25 protein-coding genes are annotated in these 23,349 nt (G+C 62.7%); 9 read left to right on the forward strand and 16 right to left on the reverse strand.

All coding sequences use genetic code 11. The annotated features are described in order from the left end of the window. Positions 1 to 2: 2 nt before the first annotated feature. The 4 genes from KJQ96_RS00345 to KJQ96_RS00360 form a co-directional block, all read right to left on the reverse strand. Positions 3 to 815 carry a hypothetical protein gene (locus KJQ96_RS00345; protein WP_213284735.1) on the reverse strand — a complete coding sequence of 271 codons (813 nt, stop codon included), beginning with the start codon at positions 813 to 815 and terminating at the stop codon, positions 3 to 5. Between the two features lie 98 nt (positions 816 to 913). After that, positions 914 to 1,699 carry a 2-keto-4-pentenoate hydratase gene (locus KJQ96_RS00350; protein WP_213284736.1) on the reverse strand — a complete coding sequence of 262 codons (786 nt, stop codon included), beginning with the start codon at positions 1,697 to 1,699 and terminating at the stop codon, positions 914 to 916. A 68-nt stretch (positions 1,700 to 1,767) separates the two neighbouring features. Continuing rightward, entirely contained in the window at positions 1,768 to 2,133 is a 366-nt protein-coding gene (gene dksA / locus KJQ96_RS00355) for an RNA polymerase-binding protein DksA (RefSeq protein ID WP_141686941.1), read from the reverse strand. A 199-nt stretch (positions 2,134 to 2,332) separates the two neighbouring features. Further along, positions 2,333 to 2,944 carry an NAD(P)-dependent oxidoreductase gene (locus tag KJQ96_RS00360; RefSeq protein ID WP_213284737.1) on the reverse strand — a complete coding sequence of 204 codons (612 nt, stop codon included), beginning with the start codon at positions 2,942 to 2,944 and terminating at the stop codon, positions 2,333 to 2,335. 114 nt (positions 2,945 to 3,058) lie between these two features. Here KJQ96_RS00360 and KJQ96_RS00365 point away from each other — a divergent pair, with 114 nt between their 5' ends. After that, a complete protein-coding gene (locus KJQ96_RS00365; protein ID WP_213284738.1) occupies positions 3,059 to 3,442 on the forward strand; it encodes a helix-turn-helix domain-containing protein in 384 nt (127 codons plus the stop codon). Between the two features lie 40 nt (positions 3,443 to 3,482). Here the strand turns inward: KJQ96_RS00365 and KJQ96_RS00370 are convergent, their stop codons facing one another. Beyond that, positions 3,483 to 3,896: a flagellar assembly protein FliX gene (locus KJQ96_RS00370; protein ID WP_213284739.1), complete on the reverse strand. Its 414-nt coding sequence runs from the start codon at positions 3,894 to 3,896 to the stop codon at positions 3,483 to 3,485. 266 nt (positions 3,897 to 4,162) lie between these two features. Here KJQ96_RS00370 and KJQ96_RS00375 point away from each other — a divergent pair, with 266 nt between their 5' ends. The 4 genes from KJQ96_RS00375 to KJQ96_RS00390 all read left to right on the forward strand — a co-directional run bounded on the left by KJQ96_RS00375 (position 4,163) and on the right by KJQ96_RS00390 (position 6,706). Beyond that, complete coding sequence (locus KJQ96_RS00375) at positions 4,163 to 5,287, forward strand: flagellar basal body P-ring protein FlgI (RefSeq protein ID WP_213284740.1); 1,125 nt, start codon at positions 4,163 to 4,165, stop codon at positions 5,285 to 5,287. After that, entirely contained in the window at positions 5,287 to 5,625 is a 339-nt protein-coding gene (gene flgJ, locus KJQ96_RS00380; RefSeq protein ID WP_213284741.1) for a flagellar assembly peptidoglycan hydrolase FlgJ, read from the forward strand. Before KJQ96_RS00375 ends, flgJ begins: the two co-directional genes overlap by 1 nt. Before the next feature lie 19 nt (positions 5,626 to 5,644). Further along, positions 5,645 to 6,142: a hypothetical protein gene (locus KJQ96_RS00385; protein WP_213284742.1), complete on the forward strand. Its 498-nt coding sequence runs from the start codon at positions 5,645 to 5,647 to the stop codon at positions 6,140 to 6,142. Between the two features lie 198 nt (positions 6,143 to 6,340). Further along, positions 6,341 to 6,706, forward strand: coding sequence for a hypothetical protein (locus KJQ96_RS00390; RefSeq protein ID WP_057900674.1), 366 nt, complete (start codon positions 6,341 to 6,343; stop codon positions 6,704 to 6,706). A 16-nt stretch (positions 6,707 to 6,722) separates the two neighbouring features. Here KJQ96_RS00390 and KJQ96_RS00395 read toward each other — a convergent pair whose 3' ends face one another. The 5 genes from KJQ96_RS00395 to KJQ96_RS00415 all read right to left on the reverse strand — a co-directional run bounded on the left by KJQ96_RS00395 (position 6,723) and on the right by KJQ96_RS00415 (position 11,534). Continuing rightward, positions 6,723 to 7,088, reverse strand: a complete 366-nt coding sequence (locus tag KJQ96_RS00395) for a hypothetical protein (protein WP_213284743.1) — start codon at positions 7,086 to 7,088, stop codon at positions 6,723 to 6,725. A gap of 20 nt (positions 7,089 to 7,108) precedes the next feature. Beyond that, the gene (gene flaF / locus KJQ96_RS00400) at positions 7,109 to 7,474 is read right to left on the reverse strand and encodes a flagellar biosynthesis regulator FlaF (protein WP_213284744.1); all 366 of its coding nucleotides are present in this window, start codon (positions 7,472 to 7,474) and stop codon (positions 7,109 to 7,111) included. Between the two features lie 200 nt (positions 7,475 to 7,674). Next, positions 7,675 to 8,862 (reverse strand): flagellin, encoded by a 1,188-nt coding sequence (locus KJQ96_RS00405; protein WP_213284745.1) that lies wholly within the window; start codon positions 8,860 to 8,862, stop codon positions 7,675 to 7,677. 197 nt (positions 8,863 to 9,059) lie between these two features. Then, a complete protein-coding gene (locus KJQ96_RS00410) occupies positions 9,060 to 10,247 on the reverse strand; it encodes a flagellin (protein ID WP_213284746.1) in 1,188 nt (395 codons plus the stop codon). Positions 10,248 to 10,367: 120 nt separating this feature from the next. After that, positions 10,368 to 11,534, reverse strand: coding sequence for a flagellin (locus KJQ96_RS00415; protein ID WP_213284747.1), 1,167 nt, complete (start codon positions 11,532 to 11,534; stop codon positions 10,368 to 10,370). 357 nt (positions 11,535 to 11,891) lie between these two features. On the opposite strand from KJQ96_RS00415, the gene flbT reads away from it, so the two are divergent. After that, a complete protein-coding gene (gene flbT / locus KJQ96_RS00420) occupies positions 11,892 to 12,329 on the forward strand; it encodes a flagellar biosynthesis repressor FlbT (RefSeq protein ID WP_213285100.1) in 438 nt (145 codons plus the stop codon). A gap of 81 nt (positions 12,330 to 12,410) precedes the next feature. On the opposite strand, the gene KJQ96_RS00425 is transcribed toward flbT, so the two are convergent. From KJQ96_RS00425 to KJQ96_RS00445, 5 genes are all read right to left on the reverse strand, one after another. Next, on the reverse strand, positions 12,411 to 13,904 hold the full coding sequence (locus KJQ96_RS00425; protein ID WP_213284748.1) for a flagellin: 1,494 nt from the start codon (positions 13,902 to 13,904) through the stop codon (positions 12,411 to 12,413). Between the two features lie 7 nt (positions 13,905 to 13,911). Then, positions 13,912 to 15,783: a flagellar hook-associated protein FlgK gene (flgK, locus tag KJQ96_RS00430; protein WP_213284749.1), complete on the reverse strand. Its 1,872-nt coding sequence runs from the start codon at positions 15,781 to 15,783 to the stop codon at positions 13,912 to 13,914. Between the two features lie 44 nt (positions 15,784 to 15,827). Then, the gene (locus KJQ96_RS00435; protein WP_213284750.1) at positions 15,828 to 17,642 is read right to left on the reverse strand and encodes a flagellar hook-basal body complex protein; all 1,815 of its coding nucleotides are present in this window, start codon (positions 17,640 to 17,642) and stop codon (positions 15,828 to 15,830) included. Between the two features lie 188 nt (positions 17,643 to 17,830). Continuing rightward, positions 17,831 to 18,331 (reverse strand): peptide-methionine (R)-S-oxide reductase MsrB, encoded by a 501-nt coding sequence (gene msrB / locus KJQ96_RS00440; RefSeq protein ID WP_213284751.1) that lies wholly within the window; start codon positions 18,329 to 18,331, stop codon positions 17,831 to 17,833. Positions 18,332 to 18,394: 63 nt separating this feature from the next. Next, positions 18,395 to 19,879, reverse strand: coding sequence for an FAD-binding oxidoreductase (locus KJQ96_RS00445; protein WP_213284752.1), 1,485 nt, complete (start codon positions 19,877 to 19,879; stop codon positions 18,395 to 18,397). 94 nt (positions 19,880 to 19,973) lie between these two features. Between KJQ96_RS00445 and KJQ96_RS00450 the strand changes: the two genes are divergently transcribed. Together KJQ96_RS00450 and KJQ96_RS00455 are read left to right on the forward strand one after the other, a co-directional pair. Further along, positions 19,974 to 20,528, forward strand: coding sequence for a histidine phosphatase family protein (locus KJQ96_RS00450; protein WP_213284753.1), 555 nt, complete (start codon positions 19,974 to 19,976; stop codon positions 20,526 to 20,528). Positions 20,529 to 20,682: 154 nt separating this feature from the next. After that, complete coding sequence (locus KJQ96_RS00455) at positions 20,683 to 21,108, forward strand: universal stress protein (RefSeq protein ID WP_213284754.1); 426 nt, start codon at positions 20,683 to 20,685, stop codon at positions 21,106 to 21,108. A gap of 481 nt (positions 21,109 to 21,589) precedes the next feature. Here KJQ96_RS00455 and KJQ96_RS00460 read toward each other — a convergent pair whose 3' ends face one another. Then, the gene (locus tag KJQ96_RS00460; RefSeq protein ID WP_213284755.1) at positions 21,590 to 21,826 is read right to left on the reverse strand and encodes a DUF1127 domain-containing protein; all 237 of its coding nucleotides are present in this window, start codon (positions 21,824 to 21,826) and stop codon (positions 21,590 to 21,592) included. Positions 21,827 to 22,006: 180 nt separating this feature from the next. On the opposite strand from KJQ96_RS00460, the gene KJQ96_RS00465 reads away from it, so the two are divergent. Beyond that, the gene (locus tag KJQ96_RS00465) at positions 22,007 to 23,347 is read left to right on the forward strand and encodes a PLP-dependent aminotransferase family protein (RefSeq protein WP_213284756.1); all 1,341 of its coding nucleotides are present in this window, start codon (positions 22,007 to 22,009) and stop codon (positions 23,345 to 23,347) included. Positions 23,348 to 23,349: the final 2 nt, after the last annotated feature.

A 23,349-nucleotide genomic window follows, 5' to 3' on the forward strand; every position in this document is an offset into this window, starting at 1 on the left:
CCTCACTCCGGCGTCGCACGCCGGATCAGGGCGCAAAGCCCTGTCATCCGTGCGATCGGGTGTTCGACGAACAGGCGGCAGGAAGCGAGCGCGCCCTTCAGCGTGTCCGGCGGCGCCGGCGGCCTCAGTTGCTTTGCGAGAGTCGCACCATGCGCGTACCCGAGCGCGCGAGTCGAAAGCGTCAGCGCGTTCAGCCGCCCTTCCCGCTGCAGTGGCGCCAGCATCGTTCGCACCAGCGCCAGATAGGACGGCCAGTACGCCAGGTGCCGGTACATACTCGCAATCAGTTGCGGTTCGGTGTCCTCTCCAAAGGAATTCAATTCGGCGACCAGCGCCGCCACCTCGGGGTCCAGCGCCTCCATCGGCGGCAGCTCGGGAATTTTGGCGCCGGGCGCCCTTGGCGCATTATCGGGGGTCGTCACGGCATCGGCCGGGCGCGGCTCGTAATGCGCCAGCAACGCCGACAGCACGACGAGCGCGAGCGCATTGGCATGCTGATAGCTGTCAAGCACGTCACGAATCAGCGCGCGCTCGGTCTCGTCTACGCCGACGGCGAGCAAAGTGTCGATCGAGAAGCCAGGCCAATCCGGCAGCGCGATCGTTCGCCTGACGGCTTCGGCATGCAATGGCGCGTCGCCGAGATAGAGCGGTCGCACCGTCGCCCACGTCCATTGCAGTGCGCCGGGCATGGTCGCGAGGTTGCGCCAGATCAAGTTGACCACGCTGGTGCCGAGCACCTTGCGGATGTCAGTAAAAATGTCTGCGATTTCGCCTCTCGCTTCAGATTCGAGAACCGACGGAACGCTCTCTGCCATCACTCTCACTCGGACCCTAGGGTAGGCAAAGAGCGGCGTGCCCACCGACACAAAAATGGTGAGCACGGCGCAAGCGCGCCTTTGCCCACCTACGAGATCTACGCAAATGTCGCGGTTACCGTCCCTAGGCCCTCCAACTCCATCTTCACGGCATCGCCCTGGTCGAGCCACACGGTTTTCACAAGGCTGCCGGTAAGAACGATCTGCCCGGCATGCAGCCCCGTGCCTTCTTCGGCGAGATGATTGGCAAGCCAGGCCAGCGCGTTGTGGGGATGGCCGAGCACGTCGGCGCCGGTGCCGCGGCCCACCTCCTTGCCGTTGACGACGGCACGGCCCTTGGCCGTGAGCAGGTCCGGCGCCTTGGTGCGCGCCACCGCTTTGCCGAGCACGCAGCCGGCGGCGAAGAAATCGTCCGCGACCAGCGTCGGCGCGCCCATCGTCTCCCATTTGACGTACCGGTCGTCGACGATCTCGATTGCGGGGTGATACGCCTCGATTGCCTCCATCACCCACTCCGGGGTGAACGGGGCTTCCGACGGCGCGAGATTACGTGCCAGCCGCACCGCGATCTCGCACTCGACGCCGACGCGGACGTAATCGGCGAAGCGCAGCTTGGCGCCGGAGTCATGCACGCCCTTGGCGAACACGCCACCGCCGCAAGGATGGGGAATGTCGAGATATTCCTGCATCACCGGGCTGGTGCAGCCGATCTTGTAGCCGACCAGCGCGCCGGTCTGCGGTAGCAGCAGATCGTGGACGGCGCGTTGGATCTGATAGCCTTCGGCTTCATCTGCAGGCGCTAGCTCAGGCGGCAGCGCGGCCAGCGGCGCGCGATTGCGGCGGGCGGTAGCGATGTTCTGTGCGGCCGCGAGAATCTTGTCCATCAGCGGCGGCTTTCATGGTTGCAGCCTGCTGCGCTGACCGCCCTTCGCGGTCAGCCGCCAGGCCCTGCCTATTCGTCTCGATAAACCTTCTCGCGCTTCTCGTGACGTTCCTGCGCTTCCACCGACAGCGTCGCAATGGGGCGAGCCTCCAGCCGCTTGAGCGAGATCGGTTCACCGGTCTCCTCGCAATAGCCGTAGGTGTTGTCCTCGATGCGTTGCAGCGCTGCGTCGATCTTGGAGATCAATTTGCGCTGGCGGTCGCGGGCGCGCAGTTCGATGGCGCGATCGGTTTCGGAAGAGGCGCGATCAGCGAGATCCGGATGATTGACGTTCTCTTCCTGAAGCGTTTGCAGGGTGATCTTCGATTCTCTCAGGATCTCGTCCTTCCACGCCAGCAGCTTGGCGCGAAAATACTCGCGCTGGCGGTCGTTCATGAAAGGCTCTTTTTCGGAGGGTCGATAATTCTTCAACTTTTCCAAGGCCAGCCCATCTTCACGTGCAAGGCGGGGCGGAAAATTGTCCGTCCGCGCGGGCCTTATATAGCGGCGGGTTGTGACAGACAATATAGGCCGTCTCCTTGGGGGTACCTCCCCCAAGGCCTTGCACAGGCAAAGTTATCGGGACCGTCCGGCGCTAGTAGCCGACTGTGAAGCGCTGGCGGATATGGGCGGGACGCTCGATCTCGTCGGCGAGTGCAACTGCGAAATCCTCGAAGGAAATGGAACTTTTGCCGTCGGCGGCGGTCAAAAGCTGATCGGTCCCGAGGCGGAACTTGCCAGTTCGCTCGCCGGCGGTGAACAGGGCCGAGGGCGACAGGAAGGTCCAGTTGAGTTCCTTTTCGGCCCGGAGCAGATCGAGGAAGGCGGCGCCCTTCTCGGCTTCCGCCTTGTATGCCACGGGAAAACCCGGGGTAGTGACCAGCCGAACGCCCGGAGCCACTTCAAGACTGCCGGCGCCCCCGACGACGAGGTAGCGGCCGACCTTCGAATCCTTGGCAGCGCCGATCAGCTTGGCCGGGTCGCTGGCGAGAAAGTGGATCGAACTGATCGCGGCATCATGACCGTCGAGCAGCCGGGCCAGTCCCGCCTGGTCCATGGCATCGCCTGCGGTGGGCGTGACGTTGGCCTGGGCGGCGACCTTTTCGGGATGGCGAGCGATGGCGGTCACGGTGTGGCCGCGGCGGGCGAGTTCGGCGGTGATGCGCGAACCGGCATTGCCGGACGCGCCGATGACGGCGATTTTCATGGAGGTCTCCCTTGCGATACGCGGATGTGGTATCCAATGGTGACTAGATAGCGATTTGAATGTAAGTGTTAAGAGAGCACTTTTGGATCACCTGATTACGCCGGAGTAACCGCCGTGAAAGCCAACGCCAAAATCCCGAACGCCTATTCGGCTCAATGCCCGACGCGGCAGATTCTCGATCGCGTCGGCGACAAATGGGCCGTGCTCATCCTGCTTCTCATCAGGCACGAACCGATGCGCTTCAATGCGTTACGCCGCACCATTGAAGGCATCTCGCAGAAAATGCTGAGCCAGGTTCTCAAATCGCTCGAACGCGACGGATTGATCAAACGCCGCGCGATCGCGACCGTGCCGGTCACGGTGGAGTATTCGATCACACCGCTCGGCGCGACGCTCGCCGATGCGGTCGATCCGTTGCGGGACTGGGCGGAGAAGAACCTGAAGGAGGTGCTGAACGCGCAGCGCCGTTACGACGCGGCGAAGGATATGGCGGCGTGAATCAATCCACCCCATCATCCGGGGACAGGCGGAGAAAATCTTAGAACTGTCCGGCCTTCGCCAGCTCGACTTCAACCCGCAGCTCGATCTCGGCCAGCACCGCATCGAGGCCGGGATCGCCGGAGGACGACTTCAGATTGGCAGCGGCATCGCGCAGCCGGTTCACCGTAGAAGCATCGAGATTGCCGGAGAGCAGGCCGATCTTGAGTTCGTCGAGCACGTCGAGCGCGCCCCTGCCCCGTGCCACCGAACGCTTGCGGCGCTCCGTCGGATCCTCGACGCCCTGCAGGGCGAGCAGCGCGTCAATGTTACCGGCGGCTTTGGGCGCCACAGCCGCGCGCGGCTCCTCGGGCGTGGTCGGCGCCTCCGGCAGCGAGAAGCCGGTCGAACTGGTTCGCCGCGTGTGACTTGCGGGCGATCCAAGCGTGGTGCCGTTCGGTCCGTAGATGCGCATCGTGGTGATCTCACCCTGAGAATAGAGCGACCTTCGCCTTCTTATGGTTAATGACGCGTAAACGGCTCGGCAAAATCTGCCGACATGCGGCAGTTTCGCCCATCGTGGTGAAGCCGCCGCGACCTCGCGCCTCCAAGGAAGGCCCAGCAATATCAATGCATTGCATCGGAAATGAAGTGTGGCACGGCGCTCGCATAGTTAATGCCGGACCGTCGTCATGGGAGTGGCGCCTGCGGTCCGGTGGAAGACCTCGAGGGGAGCACAGGATGCCCGGCATCCGTTCGGCAAGACTATTTTGGGTGGCCTGCGCCGCGCTGCTGGCGCTCGCGCTAACGCCCTCGTCCGCGGGCGCGACGTCGCGGATCAAGGATCTCGCCAATATCGAAGGCGTGCGGCAGAACCAGTTGATCGGCTATGGCCTCGTCGTCGGCCTTAACGGCACCGGCGACACGCTGAACAACATCCCCTTCACCAAGCAGTCGCTGCAGGCGATGCTGGAACGCATGGGCGTCAACATCCGCGGCGCCACCATCCGCACCGGCAACGTCGCAGCCGTCATGGTCACCGGCAACCTGCCGGCCTTCGGCACTCAGGGCACGCGGATGGACGTCACGGTTTCCGCGCTCGGCGATGCCAAGAATCTTCAGGGCGGCACCCTCCTCGTCACCCCCCTGCTCGGCGCCGATGGCAACGTCTATGCGGTCGCCCAAGGCTCGCTCGCCATCGCCGGTTTCGCGGCCGAAGGGGCCGCCGCCAGCGTCACGCGGGGCGTGCCGACCAACGGCCGAATCCCCAACGGCGCTATCATCGAGCGCGAGATCGAATTCGCGCTCAATCGCCTGCCCAATGTGCGGCTGGCGCTGCGCAATGCCGACTTCACCACTGCCAAGCGCATTGCGGCCGCGGTCAACGATTTCCTCGGCGTCAAGACCGCCGAGCCGATCGATCCCTCCACGGTGCAGCTCTCGATCCCGGCCGAATTCAAGGGCAATGTCGTCGCCTTCCTGACCGAGATCGAGCAATTACAGGTCGATCCGGATCTCGCTGCCAAGATCGTGATCGACGAGCGCTCAGGGATCATCGTGATGGGCCGTGACGTTCGCGTGGCTACGGTTGCTGTGGCGCAAGGCAATCTCACCGTCTCGATTTCGGAGAGCCCGCAAGTCAGCCAGCCCAATCCGCTGTCACGCGGCCGAACTGTCGTCACGCCCCGCACCGGTGTCAGCGTTTCCGAAGACGGCAAGAAATTTGCGGTCGTGAAAGACGGCGTGTCGCTGCAGCAACTGGTCGACGGCCTCAATGGTCTGGGCATCGGCCCGCGCGACCTCATCAGCATCCTGCAGGCGATCAAGGCCGCCGGCGCGATCCAGGCCGACATCGAGGTGATGTGATGAACGGCATCGCCAACTCCTACGACAAGACCTCGCTGATCAACGGCCGCAAGGACCCGCTGCTGGCCGAAGCCCTGACCAAGATTTCGCCGGAAGCGCAGAAAAAGACACGCGCCAAGGCCGAAGAGTTCGAGGCGATGTTCCTCAACTCGATGTTGTCGCAGATGACCACCGGCGTCAAAGGCGAAGGACCATTCGGTGACACGACGGGCACCGGCGTCTGGCGATCGATGCTAACGGACGAGTATTCGAAATCCTTCGCCAAGTCCGGCGGCATCGGCATCTCCAACGATGTCTTCCGCACCTTGATCCTCCAGCAAGCCAACCGCATCGGCTGATCCAAAGGAAACCCCCGACATGAATCAGCATCCTCAGGCCAGGCCCGAACCGGCCGCCGCGCCAGCAAGAGCGATCTCCACGCCAACCGAGGCGCGCAAGCTCGCGGAAGAACTGATGGTCGTGATGAGCGGGCTGCTCGGCACCATCGAGCGCGAAACCGAACTGGTTCGTGCCGGCAACGTGCGCGAGGCGATACGGCTGGAAGAGCAAAAGGGAGAGCTGTCGCGCCGCTACATGATCGCGGTCGAGAATCTGAAGAACGCGCAAAAATATCTGACCCAGGTGTCGCCGGAACTGCTGACCACGCTGCGCCGCCACCACGACACCTTTCGCGCGATGTTGCAGATCAATCTCACCGTGCTTGCGACGGCGCGCGCGGTGTCCGAAGGCATCGTGCGCGGCGTCAACGCCGAGATTCAGCGCAAGAACATTCCGAGCACCTATACGGCTTCGGGACAACGCACCGCGCCGGGACCGCGCAACATCACCCCGCTCTCGGTCAGCCGCTCGCTGTAAGCCTCTAAAGCGCTTGATCTCGTCGCCAAGCCGCTCGCACTCCGGCGGGTCATGCGGTCGCTACATTTTTCACTAAATTGCCGCGCCTGCGTCAGCGCGGGGGTTAGCGTATTCCCTAACATCCCATTGAGAGGTGTGGAGCTATATTGCGGTCCGAGAGGGGTTGGGATTTGACTCGAGGGAAGCCAGGAGGCTGCCATGAGTACGGATTTCAGCATCAAGCCGGTGGGGGCCCCGGTTGCAACGCCGATCGCACCGCCCGTGAGCGAGGCGGTCGGTCGTGCCGTCGCGACCGAATTGCCCGCGCGCCAGAGCGTCACGGTGACGGACGCGAGCGTGCGCGCACGCGTCGATGCCAATGTTGCGAATGCTTCCTTGTCGAATCAGGTGGTGATCGATCGCGCTGCCGCCTCGATCGTCTACCAGGTGGTCGATTCCAGGACGAGCCTTGTGGTGAAGCAGTTTCCCGATGAAGCCATTCTTCGCCGCCGCGCCTACTTCCGCGCGCTCGACCTGACCAGGGACGCGCCGACGCGGCTGCTCGCCACCGACGTCAAGGCGTAATTCAAAAAGCTTGAGCTCACTTGCTCTGCTTCGCATAGGCGGTATCGAGCATCGTTCCGCCGGTTGCCGGGTCGGTTACGACGTTCTTGATGACCGCTGTTCCTTCCTTGGTCACCATGAACTTCAGGTCACCGATCCGGAATGCATTGTCCCTGATCAGAACGTCCGCGTATTTGTTGGTGCTGCCGCTCTGGTAGTGGACCTTGGCGCGAAATCCCGTGATGTTCGAGACCGAGATCTTGAACGACTTGTTGTTGGCGTATTTTCCGGTCCAGTCGCCCTGATAGAGCGTGGGATCGACCGGCACATACGGCGTCTTGGATGGAACCGCCATTCCCACGGTCTTGTAGTTGGCCGACAGGATGCTGAAAACGTCAGCCATGATCGCGCCCTCTTAAGCGGTCAGCCGCGGCCCGACAGGCCCGCCGCCAGGTTGCGATTGATGTCGATCAGCGACTTCAATTTGGCCGGATCCGGATCCATCTGCATCTCGATGGTCTGCTTCATCACGAAGACGCCGATATTGGCGATGTTCTGACGGACTTCCATCGGCTGCGGGTTGTCGTTGGTCTCCACGGCGCTCATGAAGATCGACCAAAGCCGGCTGTTGAACAGCAGCGCGTTGTGCATGTTCTTGTCGGGACCAGCCCAGTTGGACTGGACGTCCTGGAGCTGTCGTGCGGCCTTCAGCAGTGCCTGCGCTTCAATTTCACGGGGGGATGCGGTGGTTTGCGACGTGCGAGCGTAGGCTTGGGCTGCATTAGACATACACTGACCTCGATGGGGAGCGATTCACAGAACCGCGGGGCTTCAAACTGCCCAACTTTCATACAAGCCGTGCCTTTAAATATGGTTAGCTGCGGTTACCAAATGTGATCATTAAGCGGCAGCGACGGCTCCGTCGCCGCCGCTCAAAACAAAGCGGCGGAGTTTCCCCCACCGCTCTTGTTTTCTGTCTCGTCGCCGCGCTAGGTCCGTAGGAGCTGGAGCACGCTCTGCTGCGATTGGTTGGCGAGCGCCAGCGCGGACACCGCGATCGACTGCCGGGTCGACAGCGCCTGGCTGTTGGCCGCTTCCTCGTTCGTGTCGGCCAACGTCAGGTTGGCCGAGCCGTTTTGCAATACGTTGATCAGGTTCTTGTTGAAGTCCTGGCGGATCTGCACGACCGACAGGTTCGAACCGAGCGACGAGGCGTGCGTCCGCAACATGTCCGACGCGATGCTTATCTTGTCGATCGTCGCCTTGGCCGAGGCATTGTCCAGGAAGTCCGTGCCCGCCACCAACGGAGCAAGGCCAAGGCCCGCCACGCTAAAGGTCACCCCCTTGATGTTCAGGATGGACTTGCCGGTCTCGTTGAAGGTCAGCTTGAGATCGTCACCGTTCAGCAGGTTGATGCCGTTGAACGATGCATCCTGCGCGGTCGTCGAGATCTGGGCAATGATGTTGTTGTACTGGGCCACCAGGTTGGAGCGAATGGTCTGCGAAGCAGCGTCGGCGACCGCCGCGACCGTGGTCAAGTTAGCGATCTCGAATGCTTTGCCCGCACCAGTCGCGGTGCCAGCGAGGGTGCCGACGGTTGCCGAAGCCTTGTCGTTGATCGTCGTGATCGTGATCGCGCCGGTGGTGTCGTTAACCGAAGCCTGCAGGTTGTTGGCTGCCAGAGCCGCGTTGAGTTCGGTCAGCGTGTCAACTTCGTTCGCGGCCGTACCGAACGTGATGTTCGTCGGCGTGCCGCCGCCGGTCGCTGTGATCGTCAGGATATCGCCGTCCGCAAGCGTTGCGCCCAGCAGGTTGGCTGCCGTTCCCCCGGCGTTCGCGACGCTGGTGACGCTGGATTTGGGCGAATAACCGGCGGTCGTCTGCAGCACCTGGTGGGCGATCGACTTCGCGGTATCGACCAGCTTCTGCAGCGAGGTGAGGCCGGTATTGGCGGCCTGCAGGACCTGTACGCCGTTGCCGATGCCATCGAGCAGATTGTTGATGTCGCTGGCCCGGTTATCGAGCCCCGCGGCAGTGAAATAGTTGGTAGGATTGTCGAGCGCCGTATTGACCTTCTTGCCAGACGAGAGGCGGTTCTGCGTGGTGGCGAGCAGATCAGCGGTCGACTGGAGCGAGAGCAGGTTCTGGCGAACCGAGGCCGAAAGAACAACGGACATGAATCAGACCTTCCTAGTTTACGTCCGCAGTTCTACTCAGTTTCCTTTAAATTAGGGTAAACGCCGGCTTAAGGGATATGATTAACGCTTCCTTACCTGGAGGTGCGCAGCGCATTTTCGCCCTTGCGGCCCTTGAGAACAAAAAGGCGGCGGGGTTTCCCCCGCCGCCGTCGCTTGAGCTTGAGAAGTCGTCGAAATCAGCGCAGGAGCTGAAGCACGCTCTGCTGCGACTGGTTGGCCAGCGCCAGCGCGGACACCGCGATCGACTGGCGGGTCGACAGCGCCTGGCTGTTGGCCGCTTCCTCGTTGGTATCGGCCAGCGTCAGGTTGGACGAGCCGGTCTGCAGCACGTTGATCAGGTTCTTGTTGAAGTCCTGGCGGATCTGCACGACCGACAGGTTCGAACCGAGCGACGACGCCTGGGTACGAAGCGTGCTGCTGGCGGCGCTGAGCTTGACCAGTGCGGCGTTCGCGGACGAATTGTCCAGGAAGTCCGTGCCCGAAGTCAGCGAGGCAAGGCCAAGACCCGCCGCGTTGAAGGTCACGCCCTTGATGTTCAAGGTGGACTTGCCGGTCTCGTTGAAGGTCAGCTTGAGATCGTCACCGTTCAGCAGGTTGATGCCGTTGAACGAGGCATCCTGCGCGGTCGTCGTGATCTGGGTGATGATGTCATTGTACTGCTTCACCAGGCTCGAGCGAATGGTCTGCGAAGCCGCGTCGGCAACCGGAGCGGCGACCACGGTCGTGTTAGCGGGCAGGAATGCTTTGCCCGCACCAGTCGCGGTGCCACTGAACGCGCCGATGGAGGCCGAAGCCTTGTCGTTGGTCGTCGTGATCGTGATCTTACCGGTGGCGTCGTCAACCGAAGCCTGCAGGTTGTTGGCTGCCAGGGCCGCGTTGAGTTCGGTCAGCGTGTCAACTTCGGACCCGCCCGTGCCGAACGTGATGTTCGTCGCCGTGCCGCCGCCGGTCGCTGCGATCGTCAGTTGGTCGCCCTGCACAAGCCCCGTGCCTAGCAGGTTGGCTGCCGTGCCCCCGGTGATCGCGCCGCTGGTGACGCTGGATTTCGTGCTATAGCCGGCGGGGGCCTGCAACACCTGGTTGGCGATCGACTTCGCGGTATCGACCAGCTTCTGCAGCGAGGTGATGCCGGTGTTGGCGGCCTGCAGGACCTGCACGCCGTTGCCAATGCTGTCGAGCAGGTTGTTGATGTCGCTGGCGCGGTTGTTGAGGCCCTGTGCGGTGAAGAAGTTGGTCGGGTTGTCGAGCGCCGAGTTGACCTTGTTACCAGTCGCAAGGCGATTCTGGGTGGTCGACAGCAGGTCGGCGGTGGACTGAAGCGAGAGCAGGTTCTGGCGAACCGAAGCCGAGAGAACGATAGACATGTTTCATACCTTTCTGGTGTGAAATGGGAGGACAGTCGTTGTCCCGATCCTTTTCGATCGGGGGTTTGTCAGCGGTCTGGAGCGGCGGGATTTCCCCCGCCGCTCAAGATGTCGTCGAAATCAGCGCAGGAGCTGAAGCACGCTCTGCTGCGACTGGTTGGCCAGCGCCAGCGCGGACACCGCGATCGACTGGCGGGTCGACAGCGCCTGGCTGTTGGCCGCTTCCTCGTTGGTATCGGCCAGCGTCAGGTTGGACGAGCCGGTCTGCAGCACGTTGATCAGGTTCTTGTTGAAGTCCTGGCGGATCTGCACGACCGACAGGTTCGAACCGAGCGACGACGCCTGGGTACGAAGCGTGGTGCTGGCGGCGCTGAGCTTGACCAGTGCGGCGTTCGCGGACGAATTGTCCAGGAAGTCCGTGCCCGAGGTCAGCGAAGCAAGGCCGAGGCCCGCTGCGTTGAAGGTCACGCCCTTGATGTTCAGGGTGGACTTGCCGGTCTCGTTGAAGGTCAGCTTGAGATCGTCACCGTTCAGCAGGTTGATGCCGTTGAACGAGGCATCCTGCGCGGTCGTCGTGATCTGGGTGATGATGTCATTATACTGCTTCACCAGGCTCGAGCGAATGGTCTGCGAAGCCGCATCGGCGACCGGCGCAGCGACGGCCCCAAAGGTCAGGGTACCACCGCCGGTGTTGGTGTAGGTAATCGCACCGATGGTCGACGACGCCGTATCGTTGGTCGTGGTAATGACGAGCTTGTTGGTGCTGTCGAGGCTGGCCGAATAATTGCTGGCCGCCAGCGCCGTATTCAAGTCGGCGAGCGACGTGGTGGCAGTGAAGGTGAAGCTGAATGCCGCATGGCCAGCGGAAGCCGCGATAATCAGCTGGTCGGTGGCGTCGATGACAGTGCCGTCAACGAGGTCGTCCGCGGTGCCGAGGCCGATCGAAGTAACCGAGGTCGCCGTCGACTTGCTCGTATAACCGGCGGGAGCCTGCAGCACCTGGTTGGCGATCGACTTTGCGGTATCGACCAGCTTCTGCAGCGAGGTGATGCCGGTGTTGGCGGCCTGCAGAACCTGCACGCCGTTGCCAATGCTGTCGAGCAGGTTGTTGATGTCGCTGGCGCGGTTGTTGAGGCCCTGCGCCGTGAAGAAGTTGGTCGGGTTGTCGAGCGCCGAGTTGACCTTGTTACCAGTCGCAAGGCGATTCTGGGTGGTCGACAGCAGGTCGGCGGTGGACTGAAGCGAGAGCAGGTTCTGGCGAACCGAAGCCGAGAGAACGATAGACATGTTTCATACCTTTCTGGTGTGAAAATCGAGGAACAATCGTTGTCCCAATCTTTTTCGATCGGGTGAGCCAGCCTGGGACCGGGCCTCTAAAAAACAAATGAATCGAAACTGGACTCCTCCAGCGCTAAAAGAGGGACAAATTGTTCGCATTGACGCGACGTGGTTCGAAAAACCATTGATATTGCTGCATATTGCGCGACAGACAAAAAAGCAGCCGCTTGGTCTCGTTCACCAATCGTTAACTATAATGGGAAAGGATTGCGTTCGGATCGCCTGGAGAAGCACCAGCGGGTAGCTGGCGCCACGCATTCCCTCTTCAATGACTGCGCTTTCAAAAAGCGGCGACGGAGAACAGGCATGGCCTTGAAGGTTGAACTCAAGCCGAACGAGCGGATTATCATCGGCGCCTGCGTGGTGACCAACACCGACCAGCGCGCGCGCCTGTTGATCGACGGCGACAGGATCCCGATTCTGCGCGAGAAAGACATCCTGACGCCCGAGACCGCCGATACGCCGGCCAAGCTGATCTATCTCTCAGTCCAACTGATGTATCTGTCGCCGGATCCGATGGCGCATCACCCGACTTATTTCAACCTGGTGCGGGGCATCCTGAGCACCATGCCGAGCGCGTGGCCCTTCATAGAAGCCATCAACAATAACATCCTGAACGGCGACCTGTATCACGCGCTGAAGGAATCAAAGAAGCTGATCGGCCACGAAGAAGAGCTGATCGCGGACGCGAAAAGCCTGCGAGCGGCCAACTCCGGCAGCCAAGCCGATCGCAAGTCGGCCTGATCGGCGCCGGACAACACCACGACGACAAAAGGCCTCCGCAAGGAGGCCTTTTTGCGTATCGGAGTATTCAGCCGGCGATCATCAGAGATATTTGGTCAGCGAGGTCTGGTAGAGCATCGAGGTGGTTTGGTACGAGGCCTGCAGGCTGGTCTGCAGTGCGAGAATCTTGGTCGCGACCTCGTCGTCGTTGATGCCCTCGATCGAATCCAGCATCGTCTGCGTGATTGCCTTGGTCTGGGCCTGGCGATCTTTGGCCGCCTTGATCGACGCCGCGGCGCCGGCAAAGTCGGCCTGGATGTCCTGAATCGACTGCGTCCCCGGCACATCAGCGAGATTCTGGGCAATGCGCTGGTTCAGCGCAGCGATCTGCGCGTTGGCATTGGGATCGGTCACCGACGTCGTCACCGCGGCAAATACCGCGACGGTCTGCAGTTGCGAGCGCAGCGCCTGTTCGTCGGCGCGCGCGCCGTATTGCACTGTGATCGATTGGTCGATCTGCGCGACGGCGGTACCGCGCGCGGAATCCGTGCCAGTTTCGCCATTGTACCAACTGACAGTGTTCGCCGCCGTGCCCGCCACCAATGTTGTCGCAGCACCGAACGGTGTGGTGCCGACGCGCATCGGCGGCTGGTCGAAGAAATTGTCGCCGGCCGTCACCGCCGACGCCGCGACCAGCGCGCCATTGGCGAGCTTGCCGATCGAGGTATTGAGCGCGGCGTTGAGATTGGCAGCCGTCGCGGTCGGGTTGGCACCGATGGCGAAGCTGTTGGCCGGCAGCGGCGTCGCCGTCGAGGCCGTCAGAGTGATGTCCTCGGTGGTGCCATCCGGCAGATTGAAGGTGAACTTGACCTGTTCGCCCTCAGCCGGGTTGGTGGCGCCCAGGTCGACCGACATCGCCGCCGGCGTGCCGGCCGGCTGGGTGATCGTCGCGCCCGTCAGCGTCGAGGTGATCGCATTGAGCTTGAGGCCGAACTCGGACGGCGAAGCGTCCTCGGCGATCTGCACTGACGTCGCCGACGCCGCCGTCAGCACGACGCGGCCGAGGCCGAGGGTACCGACATCGGCCTGCTTGCGCTCCAGAATCAATTGCTTGAGCCCGGCCTGGGCGCCGTTGCCGTTCATGATCACGTCGGCGGCAGTCACCGGCGGCGTGTCGGTGGCACGGCCTGAGAACAGGTAGCGATCGCCCGACTTGGCGTTGAGCATGTCGACGGAATCGAAGAACCCGAGCGATGCGGTTTTCTGTCCCGCGGTCTGGCCGGTGTTGTCTATCTCGCTGACCGCACTGACCGCGGCGCCCTTTACCGACGAACCGACGTCGACAAGCCGCTGCAGCGACAGATTTGCGACGCTGATCCGCGTGTTCAGGTTTACCGCGGTGTCGGCATAGCCGGCCAGGCCGCTGAGTTGCGAGCGCAAGCCGATGGCGAGGCTGCGGCCGCTGCCCTGCCCCGCATAGGTGTTGGAGATCTTGCCGCTCGCCAACTGCTGAGTCAGCGTGTCGAGCTGGCTGCGCAGATCGAGGATGCCTGAGCCGATGTATGATGTCCGTCCGCTGACGCCACTAATGGTCATGACTGCCTCATATTGCCTGCATCAACGTTTTGTACATTTCATTCACCGTCGACATCACACGCGCATTGGCCGAATAGGAGTTCTGCAGCAACAGCAGATGCGCCATCTCCTCGTCGATGTTAACGCCCGAGGTCGCTGACATCTTTTCCTGCAGCGTATTGAGCACCACGTCCTGCCCGTCGGCGAGTTGCGCTGCCGCGTCGGCGGCCGCACCCTGCGCGCTGGTGAACTGCTGCATGTAACTCAACAGCGTGCCTTTGAACGGCGCGCTGGCGCTGCCGACACCCGATGCCGGCGAGTATTGAAACGTTGCTGTGGTCAGCTGCGACAGGATGAAGTCGGAACGCGTCGTGTCGCCCGCGGCAGTCGAAGCGCTGTAGAGCACAAGCTTGGAGGGATCCGCAACCAGCGCATTGTTGACGGCAAGACGTCCCGCCAGGCCCGTGATCTGCGAACCCGTCGCACTGATCGCGCCGGTGTAGGGTGAGCCGTTGTCGGTGAACAGCGAGAGCTCGGCGCTGCCATTTGTCAGGTTAGTCTGCGTCGTGGTGACCGAAGCTGCATTGACCGTCGAGAAGCCGGTATTGTTCAGCACCGTCAGCGTGGAGCCAGCGCCGGAGAACTGCAGGTTCGATCCACCCAGCGCTGTGTTCAGCTGCGCAATAACGGACGCCATGCCTCCCGAAAAATCCACGCCAACGACCTGATCGTTGGGATCGGCCGTCGCATCGTTTGACAGCGGCAGTACGCTGGCATCATCGACGCGCATGATCGAGAGTTGGCGCTGCGTGTTGGTCGCGGTGTCCGTGTAGGTGACATGGATGATGTTGCCGGCCTTCAGGTCGGCGACATTCAAATCAAATCCCGACTGCAGGCCGGACGTCACCGCGGTGCCCGCGGTGGTTTTGTCGGACAGCGCGCTGGACAGCGATGCCGCGAACTGGTCGAGCTGGTTCTGCGCCTCGACCAGCGACTTGTCGCGCAACTCCGTATAGGCGGCGATCTTGCCCGACTTGATGCCACCGGTGGCAGTCAGATCGATCGATCCACCATTGGCGAATGAGACGACGACCGAGCCCAGGTTGCTTTTCGACGGGTCGGAATTCCACAGCGTGTTGGGGCTGACCGTTCCCTGCGCATTGAACGAAAGCGTGGCGGCCTCGTTGCCGACGAGCTGCACGCCGGAGCTGGTGAAGACCGTAACCTGGTTGGAGCCGTTGGTGGTGACGCGAATGTCCATCAATTCGGACAATTGCGTGATGTACTGATCGCGCTGGTCGAGCAGAGCCGCCGTCGATGCGTCAGTCGAGGTGCCGCCGAGCGGATTGACCGCTATCTGGTTATTGATGATCGCGATCTGCGACATCAGGTTGTTGGCGGTGTTGACGGAATCGTTGATACCGTTTTCGGCAGCGCCGCGCAGCGTCTGAATGCCCTGCGTCATCGAATTGAGCTGGCTTGCCAGCACATTCGCCGCATTGATGACGCCGATTCGCGCCGACTGGCTATCGGCGCTGGTCGACAGCGCCTGCACCGCCGTGGTCAGCTTGTTGAAGGCATCCTCGAGCGTACCGACCGAACCCGGGTTGCCGTAGAGGCTCTGCAGTTGCTGCAGGAAGTTCGACCGCAACGAGGCGTAGCCCGCGCCGGAGGTTTCCGTGCGTAGCTGTGCCTGGATATACTGATCCAACTCGCGGTTGACGCCAACGGTCCGGACGTTGCTGCCATACGACCCGGAATCGACGGTGACCTGATTCAGCGTCTTGCGAACATAGCCGGGCGTTTCCGCGTTGGCGACATTCGACGACACCAGCGACATCGCGGCCTGATTGGCGCGCAGCCCGGACATCGCAATGGAGAGTGCGTCGCTGAGACTCATGACAAACTACCGCTCTCGAAAACCACCACCGGATAACGCGCGAACTACCGCATCACGTTCAGCAGGTCCTGGACCATCGTGTTCGCCGTCGTGATCACCTTGGTGTTGGCCGAATAGGCCTGCTGCGTGACGATCAGCTTGGTGAATTCGTCGGCGATGTCGGTGTTGGACGATTCCAGCGACGAGCCGGAAATGCTGCCGCCCTTGCCGAACAGGGCCTCGCCGGATTCGTTGGTGACTTCGAACGCGCCGCCGTCGATGCGCTTCAGGAAGTCGGCGCCGTTGAAGGTCGCGACGCTGACTTCGGCGAGATCGATGTTGCGACCGTTGGAGTAGCTGCCGACCACGCGGCCGTCGTTGCTGACGGAGACGCTTTGGAGCTGGCCGGCCGCATAGCCGTCCTGCTGCAGCTGGTTGACCTGGGCGTTGCCGTTGGTGTCTGCGAACTGGGTCAGGCCGCCCGTTCCGAATGCCATGGTGACGTTGCCGAGCGTCACGCCGCTGACCGTGAGGTTGTTGAGCGTGATCTGGCCTACCACCGGATTCATCTGGCCGTTCGGGCCAAAGGTGAAATCGGTGCCGACGTTCTGCCAGGCGACCGCGCTGCCGGTCGCACTCGGGTTAACCTGATAAAACAGATTCCAGGTATCGACGTGGCCGAGGCCTAGGCTGGCTGAGTCGATCTTCGCCCAGCGCAACTGCATGCTGACCGGGGCGCCGTTGCCGTCATAGGCGGTCGCGGCGCCGCCGCTGATCGACTCGTCGAGGAAAGTCTGGTTGTCGCTGCCGATCACCACGCCGGTGCCTGCCGTGCCGCCGCCGCCGCGGAGCGCCGTCACCGTGCCGGTGAAGCCGAGCGCGCCGAACGCCGCGGCGTTCGAGCTCGACATCGTCAGATCGAACGATACCCCCGTATGGATCGTGAGCGCGCCCGACGCCACCGATGATGAAGGGGTCGACGACGGGGGGCCTGCGCCGGTGATGGAGTCGATCTTCGCCAGCAGGTCGGCGATGGTGTCGGTGACATTGAGCTGGTTGCCGACGGCGCCCGCGGCGACGAAGGTCACAACGGTGCCGTTGACGGTGATGGTATCGCCGGCCGCGAAATTCGAAGCGATCGAGTTTGTGTTTGCGGCACCGGAGAGCGTTGTCGTCGGGCCTATCGCGGCCGGAATCGTCAGCTTGTTGTTCTGCGAAGTTCCGGTCCTGCTGCTGTCGGTGAATGGAGCCATCGGCGTTCCCAGAATTCTCGGATTGCTGGCGAAGTCGGCCGGACGCAGCAACTCCGATCCCGGCACCGATTTTTCGTGGTTGGCGGTCAGCGGATAGCTCGCAAGGTTGGCGCGATAGTCGATCCTGGTCGTGGCCTGCGACGGTAGAAAGTCATTCTGGAATCGCAGAACCTCCGGCACGCTGCCGCTCGGATTGCCCGTGGTCGGGTCGATCGGCACGCCCTGCAGAAAGTAGCCGGCGCCGTTGACGAGATAGCCGTTTTTGTCGAGCGAGAAGTCGCCGCGCCGCGTGTAGCGATCGACACCGTCGAATACCGGGTTGTTGTCGGAGAAGCTGCCGGGCTTCTGCACCGCAAAGAATCCGTCGCCGTTGATGGCCATGTAAGTCGATACCGCCGCCGACTGCACCGACCCTGCGATGGTGTTGGTGCTGCGCGAGCCGGCAGTGACGCTGCCCGCCAGCTGCGCGGTGTTACCGGTGTCGGGAATGATATCCTTGAAACTGGTATCGATCCGCTTGAATGCAGTCGTTTGCGAGTTCGCGATGTTGCCAGAAATGTTTTCCAGGGCGTAGGAATTCGCCCGCAGACCCGCGACGGACGTGGTGAGAGCGCCGAAGATACCCATGACATTTTCTCCAAATTCGATCCGGGCGGCTCGCCGTTCCTGGGAAACCGAGGCCGCGTCGGGAGAACATGTCGCAAGCGTCGTGCCAAACTATAAAACCAATAAAAATCAAAGCCTTAACAAAAAAGCCCCGGTCCAAAGACCGGGGCACATTTGCCGGGCGGGGCAACAATTGCCGAGCGGTGCCGTTACGAAGCCTGTGGCCCGGCCGGGTGAAACACCAGCCCAAACCCGTCGATGCAATAGCGCAAGCCGGTCGGCTTCGGTCCGTCGTCGAAGACGTGACCCATATGCCCGCCGCAGCGGCGGCAGTGGACTTCCGTGCGCGCCATCCCGAACGTCGTGTCCTTGGTTTCGCCAAGGGCATTGTCGAGCGGCTTCCAGAAGCTCGGCCAGCCGGTGCCGCTATCGTATTTGGTATCAGAGGAGAACAGCGGCAGGTCGCATCCGGCGCAGGCATAGATGCCCTTGCGTTTTTCTTTCAGGAGCGGGCTCGAGCCGGGCCGCTCGGTGCCGTGCTTGCGCAGGATTTCATACTGCTGCGGCGTGAGCTGGGCGCGCCATTCGGCGTCGGTCTTCTCCACCTCGAATTTCCCGGCGGCCTGCGCCGGCGTGGTGCGCAGCCAGCGGAAAGCGGCCAGGCCAAACAGGCCGGCTACGGATGCGAGCAGGATACGGCGGTCGAACATGGAATTCTCCGTGCGAGGCGGGCCTAACGGTTCGCCATCGAGTACGGCCCGGAAGCGCCGAAGTTACACCGATCCGTCCCGGATCTTCTCACTTTCCTGCGAGGGAACGTCCGGCATCCTGCCGTCGCGCGCCTCTGCCGGCCGTGGCGGCTGTGGACGCACGGGGCGCGGCGCGACCGGCGGACGGCGCGGCGGCCTGGTTCCCGCCTGCCGGTTGGCCTCTGCCAACCGCGCCTCGCGCACCCGTTCCCGAGCGCGGGCGCCTTCGCGGTAACGGGCCAGCGCGCCCGCCGCCGCGGAATGGCCCCGCCCCCACAGGCCGATCAAATGGCCGGCTACGCGGCCGGTGGTGCCGCCCGCCCATACCAGTTCGAATGGCGAGAACAGTTTCCAGCGGTCCTCACCCCACAGGATGCTGCGCGCGATGACCTGCCCGGCCATCGCCGAAGTGTTCAGCCCGTGGCGTCCGAAACCGCTGGCAACCCACAGCCCTTTGCGCAACTGCCCGATCTGCGGCATGCCGTGCACGGTCACCCCGACCGCGCCGCCGAACACGTCTGATATCGGGACTTTGCCGAGGCTTGGGAAGATGGTGGCAATACGGCGCTGAATGAGGGGGGCAAAGCGGCGCGGCCGCGCCTCCCAGGTGGTTTCCGGACTCGCCCACATCAGCCGGTCGCCGTCGACGATTCGGAAATGATCGATGCCGTCGCTGTCGGCCACCGAGCCACTGAAGGCGATCACCTCGCCGAGCCGTTCGCCGAGCGGCTCTGTCACGGCGGCATAGCGCCAGACCGGCAGCAGCGTCTCCGACAGGCGGCGTAACGGGGCGCCGAGATGAACGTTGCCGGCCAGCACGATATGAGAGGCGCGCAGCCGCGCCGACGGCGTCACGATGCGCTTGCGAATGCCCGACGGATCGATGCTGACGACCGGGGTATCTTCGAAAATGCGCGCGCCCGCCCGCCTTCCCTGCGCGGCAAGGCCATGGATGTATTTGCGGCCGTCGATCTGGAACGCGCGCGGATAGTAGATGCCGTGGAAATAGCGCGCCGTCCCGAGCTGATCGCGAACGCGATCGACCTGCCATCCCTCGACTTCGGTCTCGAAATCCTCGCTCAGCGTCTGCAGCCGGCTGATCAGCGTCTCGCCGGCATCGACGTTGGAAACCTCAAGCGCGCCTTCAGTGAGCGCAATTCCCGGCATCGCCTCGTCGGTTGCGGCGGCGCGAACGTAATCGGCACCCTCCTTCGACAGTGCCCACAATTCGCGCGCGTCTTCGATGCCCACGCGCTCGATCAGGTCGCCGATCGGAAGACTGTAGCCCGGCATGACCGTACCGAGTTGATGGCCGGACGCGTTCCAGCCGACATGCCGTCCTTCGAGCACGGCCACGCTGGCGCCGCGTCGCGCGGCCTCCAGCGCTACCGTAAGACCGGCAAGTCCGGCTCCCACCACGCAAATGTCGACATCCAGGTCGAACGAAAGACGCGACCGAAAAGGGCCGTCGTCGGGGCCGTTGGTCGCACTTGAGAAAGTCTCGGGCATGGCGTTTCTTACGGCCGGCTGCAGCGCTTGTCACCTCGTCCCAGACATGAGCTTGTAGATTAGTCCAGACTAAGACCGAATCGAGATCGCGCCAATGCGCCGTTTGATGCTGCTGCGTCACGCCAAGACTGAACACGACGCGCCTTCGGGCCATGACCACGACCGCCGACTCGACGAGCGCGGCCGGCGGGATGCCGTCGCTATCGGAACCTGGATCGGCCGGCATCCGCCTTTTCCCGACGCCGTTCTGGTTTCAACTGCGGTGCGGGCGCGGCAGACCTGGGAAATCGCGCGCGATGCAATAAAGGATGCAGTGCGGGAACGGCCGCCGAAGCCGCAGGTCGAACTGCTCGATGAACTCTACGGCGCCGAGCCGACGCAGCTACTGCGGATCATCCGCATGGCCGAGGTCACCGACCCCGCGCGCCTGATGCTGGTCGGCCACAATCCCGGCATGCATGAGCTGGCGCTGATGCTCGCCGGCAGCGGCGACGCGGCGGCGAAGAAGGCGCTCGAGGACAATCTGCCGACCGCGGGACTGGCGATCCTCGACTTTGCCACCGAGGACTGGAGCGAGGTGGCGTTCCGCCGCGGCAAGCTCGTGCGCTTCACCAGCCCGAAATTGCTGAAGCAGGCGCTGGACGATTGAGGCGCGCGGACATGGCTCTCCCGTGCTAAGCTCGCCAAGATGCAGTTTTCGAGCGAATTAAGACAAGTTCGCGTAAAAGAAAGCGCGTCAAAACAAAGGGCTGGAGTCGGGTTCTGACAAATCAGAACGCGACGGGCTGCAGCGGGAGGCTCAGATGTTCAAGTCGATTCTCGTGCCGATCGATCTGGCTGATACCGATCTGGCCAAGCCCGCGATCGCGACCGCCGCAACGCTGTCGCAAACCTGGAGCGGCTCGGTACGATTGCTCAATGTGTTGCCGATGACGCCGGTGATGCTGGCCGAATACGTGCCGGCCGATTTCGACGCCCAGCAGCGCGCGACCTCGGAGGAAGCGCTCGCGATCGTGGCGCAGGAATCCGGCATCGACGCGCCGCGCATTTCCACCGCCGTGCGGAAAGGCGGCATTTATCACGAGATCCTTGAAGAGGCGGCGACGGTCAAGGCCGACCTGATCGTGATGACCTCGCACCGGCCGGCGATGCGGACCTATTTTCTCGGCTCCAACGCCGGCCATGTGGTGCGCTATGCCAAGTGCTCGGTGCTGGTGGTCCGCCATTAGTTGGAGTGCAAAGCACTAACGATGTCGTATCCCGGACGCCGTGCAAATGCGCGTCGGCCCTGCACCGCAGGGCCCAGACACAAAATATCGAAAATAACCCCATGCAAAGTAGGACGGACCGGGTCCGCAGCATTCACGCCGCTTGCGTCCGGTCCCGAAATGGTCTGCCGTCATGGCCCAACCTGATCTCGTCCTGTTCTAATTTCCGATGGGGAATTGTGGACTTCACAACCCCGCCGCTTTCCCGCCCAAGTCATTTCCATCTCCAGATTCGTTCGATTCCGCGCTGATCGTCGGTACCGATCGCGCACGAAATCCGCGTCCTACGAACCTAGGAGATGATGACCCGCTTCCTTTCTATTCCGGGTAGTGAGGCATTTTGGTCACGCTGAATGATCGGGCGTGCGCGGCATGCGACGGAAAAGATCGGCCCGATCGATCGACCGGGCCGTTTCATCTACCAGCGATTAATTCCGACGCCTCACATCATTCGCCCGTACATCGGATCGATGACGCCGCGCACGGCCGACGCTATCTGGCTGCGCTCGACACCGATGTCGCGAAGCGCGCGATCGTCCAACTCGCTGAGCGTTTTGATGGCTTGGCGGCGCGCAAAGTAGGTGACGACGGCGTTCACCCAGTGACCGAGCAGGCGGAAAAAGCCACCAGCGAAGGCTCGGGACGCAGATTGACCTGCCGTCTGGGATATCGTCGTCATCGTTCTTCTCCTTGCTTTCGCGCGGCAAAGCACTGCCGCTGGCGCAAACGCTGCAGATAGCGCCTGCACCTATTGGGTTCTGATTGCTTGCACCCCTCTCAGTGCAATCACGGGCTTGATGGGTTCAAAATGATCCGATACATTTCTCGGTGCAAGGAAAACATTGCTCTCGGTGCAATAATGTCGAAGTTCGAGTATTTGAAGCTTGCCGATACCGTCGCCGCTGAGATCGCCAATGGCGCGCTCAAGCCTGGCGATCGCCTGCCGCCGCAGCGTAGCTTCGCCTATCAGCGCAAGATCGCAGTCTCGACCGCGAGCCGCGTCTACACCGAGCTCTTGCGCCGCGGCCTGGTGGTCGGCGAAGTCGGACGCGGCACGTTCGTTTCGGGCGAGACGCGGCGCGGTATCGCCATGCCGGCAGAGCCGCGCGGCGCGCGTATCGATCTGGAAGTGAACTATCCGATACTGCCGACGCAATCGGCGATGATCGCGAGAAGCCTGGCCGGACTGGAGCGGCCCGAAGTGCTCGATCTCGCATTACGGCACTCGACCACGGCAGGCACGCTGGCGGCGCGGACCATTTCCGCCGAGTTTCTCTCCCGCGACGACTGGTCTCCCGCCCCCGATCAACTCGTCTTCACGGCGAACGGGCGGCAATGCATTGCCGCCGCGCTAGCGGCAGTGGTGCCGAGCGGCGGCCGCTGCGGCGTCGAGGCGCTGACTTATCCGTTCATCAAGGACATCGCCGTCAGGCTTGGCGTGACGCTGGTGCCGCTTGCGATGGATGAGAACGGCGTTCGCCCGGACGCCGTGCAGAAGGCTCACCGCGAAGCGCATTTGTCGGCGCTGTACGTTCAGCCGACGATTCAAAACCCGCTCGGCATGACCATGCCAGCGGCGCGCCGCGCCGATTTGCTGCGCGTGGTCGAGAAGCTCGGCCTCACCGTCATCGAGGATACGGTCTACGGCTTTCTTGACGAAGAAACCCCGATGGCCGCGCTCGCGCCGGATAGTTGCATCACGCTCGACAGCCTGTCGAAGAAGGTGGCGCCCGGCCTTGCCCTCGGCTTCATCGTTTCGCCGCCGCGGCTGCGCGAACGCGTCATGTCCGCGGTTCGATCGGGCGGATGGACGGCTTCGGGATTTGCGTTTGCCGCCGGACAGCGGCTGATGGCAGATGGCACCGTTGCCGAGCTGTCACGCCTGAAACGAATCGATGCGGCACGGCGCCAGCAGATGGCGGCCAAATACCTCGCCGGATTCGATGTTCAGGCCAACGTCAAATCCTACCATCTCTGGCTGACCTTGCCCCAGCACTGGCGCTCGCAGACATTCGTCGCGGCCGCGGCCCGGCGCGACATCGCGTTGACGCCTTCGACCACCTTCGCGGTAAGTCCAGGCCACGCCCCCAACGCGGTCCGCCTGGCGCTCGGCGCCCCCAGCACCGAACAGCTCGATCTGGCGCTGCGCACGTTGTCGGGAATGCTGACGGCGAAAGAAGATGTCGATACGACCGAGTAGAA

This window comes from Bradyrhizobium sp. sGM-13 (assembly GCF_018398875.1).
In the GTDB taxonomy this organism is placed as follows: Bacteria; Pseudomonadota; Alphaproteobacteria; order Rhizobiales; family Xanthobacteraceae; genus Bradyrhizobium.